Origin of the sequence: Burkholderia sp. E168m23 (assembly GCF_016586125.1) — a bacterium.
GTDB classification, from domain to species: domain Bacteria; phylum Pseudomonadota; class Gammaproteobacteria; order Burkholderiales; family Burkholderiaceae; genus Burkholderia; species Burkholderia orbicola.
Genome location: NZ_BCPP01000167.1, coordinates 1 through 9328 on the forward strand (window position 1 = coordinate 1; position 9328 = coordinate 9328).

At 68.1% G+C, this 9328-nt stretch carries 8 protein-coding genes; 2 read left to right on the top strand and 6 right to left on the bottom strand.

What is annotated here, in order from left to right; translation table 11 throughout:
* From JMF90_RS11430 to JMF90_RS11445, 4 genes are all read right to left on the bottom strand, one after another.
* A partial coding sequence (locus JMF90_RS11430) for a hypothetical protein (RefSeq protein ID WP_201325114.1) occupies positions 1-581 on the bottom strand: 581 nt, incomplete at its 3' end.
* 56 nt (positions 582-637) lie between these two features.
* Positions 638-3205: a TonB-dependent receptor gene (locus JMF90_RS11435; RefSeq protein ID WP_011545143.1), complete on the bottom strand. Its 2568-nt coding sequence runs from the start codon at positions 3203-3205 to the stop codon at positions 638-640.
* 54 nt (positions 3206-3259) lie between these two features.
* Complete coding sequence (locus JMF90_RS11440; RefSeq protein WP_054927601.1) at positions 3260-4252, bottom strand: FecR domain-containing protein; 993 nt, start codon at positions 4250-4252, stop codon at positions 3260-3262.
* 3 nt (positions 4253-4255) lie between these two features.
* Complete coding sequence (locus tag JMF90_RS11445; RefSeq protein WP_011545141.1) at positions 4256-4765, bottom strand: sigma-70 family RNA polymerase sigma factor; 510 nt, start codon at positions 4763-4765, stop codon at positions 4256-4258.
* 494 nt (positions 4766-5259) lie between these two features.
* Here JMF90_RS11445 and JMF90_RS11450 point away from each other — a divergent pair, with 494 nt between their 5' ends.
* Both JMF90_RS11450 and JMF90_RS11455 read left to right on the top strand, forming a co-directional pair.
* Positions 5260-6420 carry a porin gene (locus tag JMF90_RS11450; RefSeq protein WP_011545139.1) on the top strand — a complete coding sequence of 387 codons (1161 nt, stop codon included), beginning with the start codon at positions 5260-5262 and terminating at the stop codon, positions 6418-6420.
* Between the two features lie 412 nt (positions 6421-6832).
* Positions 6833-8059 (top strand): transglycosylase SLT domain-containing protein, encoded by a 1227-nt coding sequence (locus JMF90_RS11455; RefSeq protein ID WP_011694255.1) that lies wholly within the window; start codon positions 6833-6835, stop codon positions 8057-8059.
* A 137-nt stretch (positions 8060-8196) separates the two neighbouring features.
* Here the strand turns inward: JMF90_RS11455 and JMF90_RS11460 are convergent, their stop codons facing one another.
* Both JMF90_RS11460 and JMF90_RS11465 read right to left on the bottom strand, forming a co-directional pair.
* Positions 8197-8532, bottom strand: a complete 336-nt coding sequence (locus JMF90_RS11460; RefSeq protein WP_011694254.1) for a hypothetical protein — start codon at positions 8530-8532, stop codon at positions 8197-8199.
* A 233-nt stretch (positions 8533-8765) separates the two neighbouring features.
* On the bottom strand, positions 8766-9328 hold a 563-nt coding region (locus tag JMF90_RS11465; RefSeq protein WP_201325115.1), incomplete at its 5' end, for a MipA/OmpV family protein.

Consider the following 9328-nt stretch of genomic DNA (forward strand, 5'->3'; position numbering starts at 1 on the left):
TCGGGTTGACCGTAGACGGTCGCGATCGTGATCGCGCCGAGCCCCGGCTTGCCCCAGCTCATCGGCGCCTGCTTGCCGTACGCGTTCGTCGCGCCGGCCGGCAGCCCGGCCGCGATCGGATGCGGCGCGTTGACGAGCCACAGGTAGCGCTCCTTGCCCGTTTCGCCGAAGTCGACGTCGTGCCGCTTGCCCGTCATCGCGAGATCGTCGAGCAGGTCGTTTTCCCAGGTCACGAGCGGCTTGTCGAGCATGCGCCAGCCGGGCCGCACGTTCTTCGACGATACCGTCGACGAGATCACGACGAGATCCGCGTCGCGCGCCGCCTCAGGCGTGGCCGACTCGTCGATCAGGCGCACCGCGTAGCCGCGTTCGCCGAGATGCTGGCCGATGCGTTCGTCCACCTTCAGGTTCGGGCCGTGCAGTTGCACGAGCATCGCGACGCGCGTGACGGCCGGCGACGCATCGGCGGCGAACGCGGACGCCGAGACACCGGCGCCAACAACCGCGAACAACGCGAGCGCCGAACCCGCGATCGCGCGCAACAGGCGGCGGCGCGCACCGCTCTTCATCTTCAGATTCATCTGGATTCCTCTCCGAAGCCGCGCGCCGACACAAAGGCCGCGCGGCGATTGCATGGTCAGAACTGCAGCGTGGTCAGCAGCGACACCTGGCGCGCGTCGCCGACCGCGACGAAGTAGCGGTTCGCGCTCGACGGGTAGTACGTGCGGTTGAACAGGTTCTTCACGTTGAGCTGGAACGACAGCTTCTGCTTGCCGATCCGCGTGTCGTAGGTCGCGAACGCGTCGGCGAGCACGTACGACGGCAGCGTGAAGCTGTTCGCCGAATCGCCGGGCCGCGCGCCGACGTAACGCACGTCCGCGCCGATACGCAGATCGTCGCCGCCCGCCACCGTGCCGAAGTCGTAGACGGCCGCGAGCGACGCGGTGTGACGCGCGACGTTCCACAGCTGGTTGCCCGCGTACAGCGGGTCCTCGGTCGTCTTCGCGTCGATGTACGCGTAGCTCGCGATCACGTTCACGCGCTCGCCGAGCTTGCCGGAGACGTCGAGCTCGACGCCGCGCGAGCGCGCCTTGCCCGACGTGCGCCAGTCGGTCAGCTTCGTCGCGTCGTTGTACTGCGACACGAGCACGTTCTTCTTGTCGATGTTGAACAGCGCGAGCGTGCCGGTCATCCCGCCGGCCAAGCCGAGCTTGCCGCCCACTTCCCATGCGGTCGCTTCCTCGGGCGGCGTCGCGCCGTCGATGATGTAGCCCGTCATCGGCGCGATCGACGACGACGGCTTCAGCGACTGCGAATAGCTGCCGTACAGCGAGAACGCATCGGTCCACTTGTAGACGACGCCCGCGCGCGGCAGCCACTTCGAGCCGCTGAGATCGGTGTTCGCGACGAACGGCCGGCCGCGCCCCGCCACCTGGTTGTACGTGATGTAGCGGAGGCCGCCCGACACGATCCACTTGTCGGTCAGGTGGACCGTATCCTGGAAGAACGCGGATGCATCGTGCAGCGTGTCGGTCTGGTCGCTGTCGCTCGCGGACACCGTGCTCGACGGCGGCAGCAGCCCGTACACCGGATCGATATAACTGAACGGCGTCTTCACCGCCTGACGCAGCAGGTCCTTGCGATAGATGCGGCGGTATTCGGTATCGAAGCCGACCTGCACGTCGTGCCGCATCCCCGCGAGCGTCAGCTTGCCGGTCACGTAGCCGATCCCGTAGCTGTCGGTGCTGAGCGAGCCGTGCGTCGCATCGTTGCTGCGCGTCATCGTGCCCTTCACAGGGTCGACGCCGGTCGTGCGCAACTGGTTCGCGTCGTAGGTCTCGCGGTTGTAGCTGTAGCCGAAATGCGCGCTCCAGTCCGCGTTGAACTGGTGATCGACGCTCAGTTGCGCGAGCTGCGATTCGCCGTCCATGTTGTTGAACGGCTCGTCGATGCGCCGCCGTGCGGGGATGTCGAGCGGCGCATTGGTGCGCGGGTCGAGCGCGGTGCCGCGATCGAACGGCGAATGGAACTTGCGGTACTGGTACGACACCGCGACCTGCGTATCGCGGCCGTACCACGCGAGCGACGGCGCGACGAAGGTCTGCCGGTACTCGCCGAAGTTGCGCCAGTACTGTTCGTTCGACTGGTCGACGATCAGCCGGTACGCGAGCCGCGAATCGCCGACCGGCCCGGTCGAGTCGAACGTCGCGCTGCCGCCGTTCTTGCCGTGCCCGAACGTCGACGCGCCGAGCGAGATCACGTTGTAGCGCACGAGCTGCGGCTGCTTGGTGACGACGTTGACGACGCCGCCCGGGTCCATCAGCCCGTACAGCAACGACGTCGGCCCCTTCAGCACCTCGACGCTGTCGGTCGCCGCGTTGAACGCGCGGCCCTGCACGAGCGGCATGCCGTTCTGCATGATCGAGCCGTCGCGGTTGCCGCCGAAGCCGCGCTTCATGATCGTGTCCTGCGTGCCCGCGAGCGTGTTGCCCTGCGTGATGCCGCTCACGTTGCCGAGCGCATCGTCGAGATTGCGCGGCCGCTGGTCGCGCAGCACCTGCGCGGGCACGATGTTGACGGCCTGCGCGGTGTCGAGCAGCGGAATGTCGGAGCGCAGCACGCCCGCTTCCTTCGGCGCGCGATAGCTTTCGGCGCGCAAGGCGCTGGAGCGCACGTCGATCGTCGGCAACTCGGCGGCTGGCGCGACGCCGGCCGCCACAGGGCCGGCCGCCGAGCCATCGGCGCGCATCAGCGTGTAGCCACCGCCCGGCTGGCGCAGCGCGACGAGCCCCGTGCCGGCCAGCAGGCGGTCGAACGCGCCGTCGACGTCGAACCGGCCGTGCACGCCGCCGCTCGCGAGACCGGCCGTCAACTCGGGCGGAAATGCGAGCAGGATGCCCGCGTCGCGGCCGAACCGGTTCAGCGCCGCTTCGAGCGGGCCGGCCGGAATGTCGAACGCCCGACGCGACGCGCGCTGCGTGGCGGGCGCCGCATCGGCGTCGGTGTCGGCCAGCGCGGGCAGCGGCAGCAGTGCCGACAGCAGGACGGCACCCGCCAGCCGGCGGGCAAGACGGCCCGACGCGGCCGGGCGCGACGCGCGCGGCAGATGACGGGCGGGCGCCGGACGGCGCTGATACGTGAGACGGATGGAAGCCATGATCGGAGAGTCGGTGGACGATGGGCTAGGGCTGCTTTCATTACCCATGTCACGCGAAGATCGAGAAACAGCTCAGGTCGGCGAAAAAATTTTTCGGCGCGCTCACGAATGGGTCGAATAGGCCGGCACGACGGTCGCCCAGTAACGCGTCAGGTAATGGACGTCGATCGGCAGCATCGCCATCAGCGTATCGAGCACGCGCTGCGGATCGTCGAGCGGATAGGTGCCCGACACGCGCAGGTCGGCCACGGCCGGATCGCAGCGCAGGTTGCCCCGGCGATAGCGGTCGAGCTCGGCAACGAGATCGGCCAGCCGCATGCGCGACGCGACGAGCATGCCGCTCGTCCACGCGGACGCATAGGGATCGAGCGGCGCAGGCGCCCCGATCGCGTCGCGCGTGAAATCCGCGCCCGTCCCGGCCGCGATCACGCGCGAGCCGGCCGACGCATCGACCGGCTGCACCTGGACGGCGCCGGCGAACACCTCGACGCGTGTCGCGCCGTCGCGCTGCCGCACCGCGAAGCGCGTGCCGAGCGGTCGCAGCTCGCCCTGCGCGGTCGCGACGACGAGCGGCCGCGCGGGCAGACGATCGTCGTGACCGCTGGTGATCATGATCGTGCCGCGCAGCAAGCGCAGGCGCCGCGCCATATCGTCGAAGCGCACGTCGAGCGCCGTGTCGGTATCGAGCACGACGACCGTGCCATCCGCAAGCGTCACCGTGCGCCGCTCCCCGACCGCCGTGCGTAGGTCCGCCGGCCAGATCGTCGCGCGCCGCGAAGGCTCGGCCATCCATGCGGCGCCGCCCGCGAACAGCAGCACGGCCAGCGTCTTCACGGCCGTGCGGCGGCCGGCCCGCTTCGGCAGCAGCGCGGCCTGTGCGGCCTGCGCGTCGAGCCCGGCCGCCAGCCGGCCGAACCGGCCCTGCATCGCTTCGATGTGACGCCACGCCGCGTCGTGCGCCGGATCTTCCGCGCGCCAGCGCGCGAGCGCGGCGGTGAACGCGTCGTCCGTGCGGCCGGACTGCCGGTCGACCCACCACTCGACTGCGCGACGGGCGACGTGCGGCGGCACCGCCGGCGCTCCCGGGGCGGCCATCGGTCAGGCCGCCATCGCGAAGAAGCACTGCGTGCCGGCCTTCACGAGATAGCGCTTCACCGTCGCGAGCGACACGCCGAGCTGGCGCGCGATCTCGACCTGCGTGAGCCCGTCGAGCTGTGCGAGCAGGAACGCACGCTTCGCCGCGGGCGGCAGGCCGTCGAGCAGCCGGTCGATCTCGAGCAGCGTCTCGACCATGACGGCCCGCTCTTCCGGCGACGGCCCAACCGCTTCCGGGCGCTGCGCGAGCACGTCGAGATACGCGCGCTCGATCTGCTCGCGCCGCCAGTGGTTGCTCAGCACACGCTGCGCGACCGTGGTCAGGAACGCACGCGGCTCGTCGGCGCCGATCGGCTCGTCGCGTGCGAGCAGGCGCACGAACGTGTCGTGCGCCAGGTCGGCCGCGCGGTGTGCGCAACCGAGCTTCCGGCTCAGCCAGCCGCGCAGCCACGCGTGGTGGCCGACATAGAGGGCGTCGATTTCTCGATGGAGGGACAGCTTGTCAGCGGACATGGCCGGGTTCCGGGTGCGCGAGCGTCAACGATTCTGTAAATGAGAATGATTATTATATACAAAAGTAAGATAGCGACCTCGGTTTCGGTGCGCCGGTGGCGACGCTGACGCGAAGCGGAGGATGGCGAAGCCGCGTGAGTGTCGCCCCGCGGATGGCGGACCGCATGCGGTTATCACACTCGTTCCAGCCCGGCCAATTCGATTCGTTAAATAATGATTTGACGGATCGATAACAATATTGAGATTGCGGGAATTCACGCGAAAATCGCGCCGAATTATCACGCCCCATGCAAACCGCGCTGAAAAAAACGCGAAACAGAAACCCATTGATACGCAACGATCAATAATTCAAATCCCTCAAAAATGAATTTCCGGGAATGCGCCTGTCGGCATCAGGCCACAACGGAGAATTTCATTTTTGCCGTTTTATCGCGGCTCTGTAGTCTCCTGCCATTCCGGATCACGAACCCCCACCAATGCGCCAAGGAGATGACATGAAACGCACGACCCTCTCGCTGATTTCGCTCGCGTCGTTCGCGGCGATGCCCGTCGCGCATGCGCAATCGAGCGTCACGCTGTATGGCGTGATCGACACGTCGATCACCTATGTGAATCACGCACAGGGCAAGGACAACGCGTGGATGCTCGGCAACAGCAGCGCGGGTAACCTCGCCGGCAGCCGCTGGGGCGTGAAAGGCACCGAGGATCTCGGCGGCGGGCTGAAGGCACTGTTCCAGCTGGAAAACGGCTTCGACCCGAGCAACGGCCGGCAGGGCCAGGGCGGCCGCCTGTTCGGCCGTCAGGCCTTCGTCGGCCTGACGAGCGACCGCTACGGCACGCTCACGTTCGGCCGCCAGTACGACCCGCTCGTCGACCTCGTGCAGGGCATCACCGCCGACAACTACCTGGGCAGCGCGTTCGCGACGCCGGGCGACGTCGACAACTACGACAACAGCTTCCGCGTCGACAACGCGGTGAAGTACACGTCGGCCGTCTATTCGGGCCTGCAGTTCGCGGCGATGTATTCGTTCGGCGGGATCGCCGGCAGCACCGGCGCCGCGCAGTCGTACTCGGCCGCCGTGTCGTACAACAACGGGCCGTTCAGCGTCGCCGGCGGCTACTTCCACGCGACCAACAGCCCCGCGTCAAACGGCGTGCGCAACGGCTGGACCAGCTCGTCGGACGGCACGTTCGACGGCCCGATCAACAGCGGCTATGCCAGCGCGCACTCGTTCGGCATCGCGCGCATCGCGGGCCAGTACGTCGCCGGCCCGTTCACGTTCGGCGTCGGCTACAGCAATGCGCAATACCGCCGCGACGCGAGCTCGGTGTTCGGCTCGAACGAGCACTACAACACGGGGCAAGGCTTCGTGAACTACCAGGCGACGAACGCGCTGCTCGTCGGTGTCGGCTACAGCTACACGCGCTCGGGCGGCGACACGTCGGCGACCTATCACCAGGTATCGGCCGGCGCCGACTACAGCCTGTCGAAGCGCACCGACGTCTACCTGACCGCCGCGTATCAGCACGCAAGCGGCCAGACCGGCGACGGCAACGGCGGCTCGATGGCCGCGCAGGCATCGATCGGCTCGTACGGTTATGCGGGCACGAGCTCGCAGACGATGGTCAACCTCGGCCTGCGTCACCGCTTCTGATCGCGAATCGCGATACCCGGAGACGGCCGACTGCGCTCCACGTGGCCGGTCGACTCCCGCATTGCACATACGGCGGCTTCGGCCGCCGATTTTTTGCCGCTTCCTTTTGCGCCACGAACGGCTGGCGCGCGATTTTCTCTTTCGCTCGCTTGATTGCCGGTTTCACCCGGCGAATGACGTAATACGTCAGGTTCCGGTCGCCGCCATTGCATCGGCATTCGCGCCAATGCCGGCCATTCTTACCGATCCTGCAACGCCTCGGACCCTGATCCGGCGCGATACAAATGCGCGTCGAACGCGCGGATAAATGCAAAGGAAAGTTTGACGCGAGCCATTTGCCCGGCTGCTATGGCACACTTCGCGTCTGCGTAATTTCCTTGCACCGGGCGCCCGGATTCCGCCCCATCCTGCCATGCCGCGTCATACCACTCGCCTGTTCGGCCGCCACTCGCTGCCCTTCGCCTCGACGATCGCGCTCGCGTGCGCGCTCTGCGGCGTCGCGCGGGCAGATTGCCTGGACGACGCGGCCGCGTTCCAGCACGTGAGCGTCGCCCTGATGCGCGGCATCGCGCAAGTCGAATCGGGGATGAATCCGAACGCCGTCAACACGAATACCAACGGCACGGTCGACATCGGGCTGATGCAGATCAACAGCACGTGGCTGCCGACGCTCGCCCGCGAAGGCATCACACGGGAAAGCCTGTTCGATGCGTGCACGAACGCGTACGTCGGTGCGTGGATCCTGTCGCAGAACATCCGCCAGCTCGGCCCCAACTGGAACGCGATCGGCGCGTACAACTCCGCGTCGCCCGACAAGCGCCTCGCCTATGCGCGCAAGGTCTATGATGCAATCCGGACCATGCCGGATTCGCCGGATACTCCCATGCCCATCCTTCCACCCTCCTTCACGCCGCCGCAACAGGCGCAGACGTACAACCCGTTCGCGAGCCTGAGCGTGTCGGCGCCGCCCGTCACGCGCGCACGGACGATCTCGCCGGCCTCGCCGCCGGCGCCGCCGCAGGGGGGCCCCGCCGGCCCGGCCGGTACGTACAATTTCGGATGGACGGTCACCGGCGCCGATCAGGCCAAGCCGACCCAGGTGTTCGACGACGGTGCGCGCGTCTACGTGCAGTTCAGCGACATGAAGCACGTGCCGGCGATCTTCACCGAGACGTCGGCCGGGCGCGTGCTGATGTCGTGGGAGCTGCAGTTTCCCTATGCCGTCGTGACGCGTCCCGCGCAAACGTTGATCTTCCAGCTCGGGCCGTTCGAAGCGCGCGCGCAGCGCAGTGCGGCGGCCGCAGGCATGACCGCGCAGGCCGGGACGGCCGGCACGGCGACGGCCGGCGCATCGGCCCCGCCATCGAGGAAGCCGGCCGGTGCGGCAGCGAATGCCGCGACGAACACGGCAGCCAATACGGCAGCGAAACGCACCGCCTCGGCCGATGCGCTGTGGTACGTGAATACGCCGTCCACGTCGGGAACGGCGGCGGCCTCGCCTTCGACCGCGAATATTCCTGCCACGCTGCCGACGGCCATCACGTCGAACACGCCGCCACTCGCGCCGGCTCAAGCACCGGCCGCGGCCGCTCAGCCGTCGCGCGCCAGCGCGGACGCGCTGTGGTACATCTCGAAGTAACGCGCGTCCGATCGCACGCGCATCGCGGCGATCATTTCCGTGCGGTCAGCGGCAGTTCCGACGCGCCGGGCTTCATGACATACCCGCGCAGATCGCGCGACGTCGACGATTCCGGTGACGCAATCGTCACACGGCCCTCACCCGCGCCGCACCCAGATCACCTTGCCGTCGCGAATGCCGAGATTGCGGCGCTCCTCGCGGTAGTCCATCGTGCCCGGCAACGACTTGCCGTCGCGCTCGAGCACGCGCCACAGGCAGCCGTCGAGCAGCGCGGTCGCATCGGCCTCGGTCTTGCCGACCAGCGCATCGTCCGGTGCGGCGTCCGCCTTGCATGCCTGCGCGGCGCCCGACTGCAGAGGGGGCCTGGCCGCGCCGCCCGCGGTGGCGTTGGGGTGTTTCGTGTCCATGTCCGCACATCCTGCAAAAGTTGCACTCGCAACGAGTGCAACGAGCATCGCGATCGTGTTCTTCATCGGTTTCTCCCTGTCGCGGGCCCGGCGGTCCATGTGCGGCACTCGTGCACGACCGGGCATCGCATGCGTGATCGATTCCGCACGCTGCCGGCCGTTTCCTGACGGAGCCGGCCAGCGCATGGCTGCCTTTCGCGAGCCGGCCGCGCCGCTCCGGCGCACCCGCGTCGCAAGCCCGGCCTGACGCCGAACCCGAGCGCATGTTACCGCACGCGGTTCGCGCCCCCGCAATCCGTTCAGAACTTGTACGTCACGCCCGCGATGCCGTAGTAGTTGCTGCGCGACTGCACGATCGGGCTGTCGCCGGCGCGGCCGAGCAGCCGCGTCACGCCGCCGGTCGCGAGCACCGACCAGTGCCGCGACAGCGTCCAGTTCCACGCGACCGCCATCGATGCGCTGTCGATCCCGCCGCTCACCGAATACGGCCGGAACCGGCTCGTCATCGACTGTGCGTCGGTCACGCCGTAGAAGGTCTGCATGTAGCGTCCCGAGCCCGCGTGCACGGTGCCCGTCACGATGATCTCGTGCTGCGACGTCTTGAGCACCGGCACCGCGAGATCCACGTGCCCCGACACGCCGCGCGACGTATGCGTCACGGGGGTATCGATCGTGACGCTCAGCTCCGCCGCATCGAAGAGCGTCACGCCGGCACGCACGCCGACCAGCACCGAGCCCGGAATCCGCCCCATTCCCTTCAGGTAGTCGGAGCCCGGCAGGTCGAAGCGGTTCTCGTCCGCGCGGCCCGCGTCGTAGCTCACCGCCGCCGACACGAACGCCCCGTGCGGCAGGTCCAGCCGGT

Bases quoted from the DNA above. Each gene is read 5' to 3' on its own strand.
- JMF90_RS11445 (WP_011545141.1), bottom strand. From the start codon at position 4,765: ATGTCCGCTGACAAGCTGTCCCTCCATCGAGAAATCGACGCCCTCTAT.
- JMF90_RS11455 (WP_011694255.1), top strand. From the start codon at position 6,833: ATGCCGCGTCATACCACTCGCCTGTTCGGCCGCCACTCGCTGCCCTTC.
- JMF90_RS11450 (WP_011545139.1), top strand. From the start codon at position 5,260: ATGAAACGCACGACCCTCTCGCTGATTTCGCTCGCGTCGTTCGCGGCG.
- JMF90_RS11440 (WP_054927601.1), bottom strand. From the start codon at position 4,252: ATGGCCGCCCCGGGAGCGCCGGCGGTGCCGCCGCACGTCGCCCGTCGC.
- JMF90_RS11435 (WP_011545143.1), bottom strand. From the start codon at position 3,205: ATGGGTAATGAAAGCAGCCCTAGCCCATCGTCCACCGACTCTCCGATC.
- JMF90_RS11460 (WP_011694254.1), bottom strand. From the start codon at position 8,532: ATGAAGAACACGATCGCGATGCTCGTTGCACTCGTTGCGAGTGCAACT.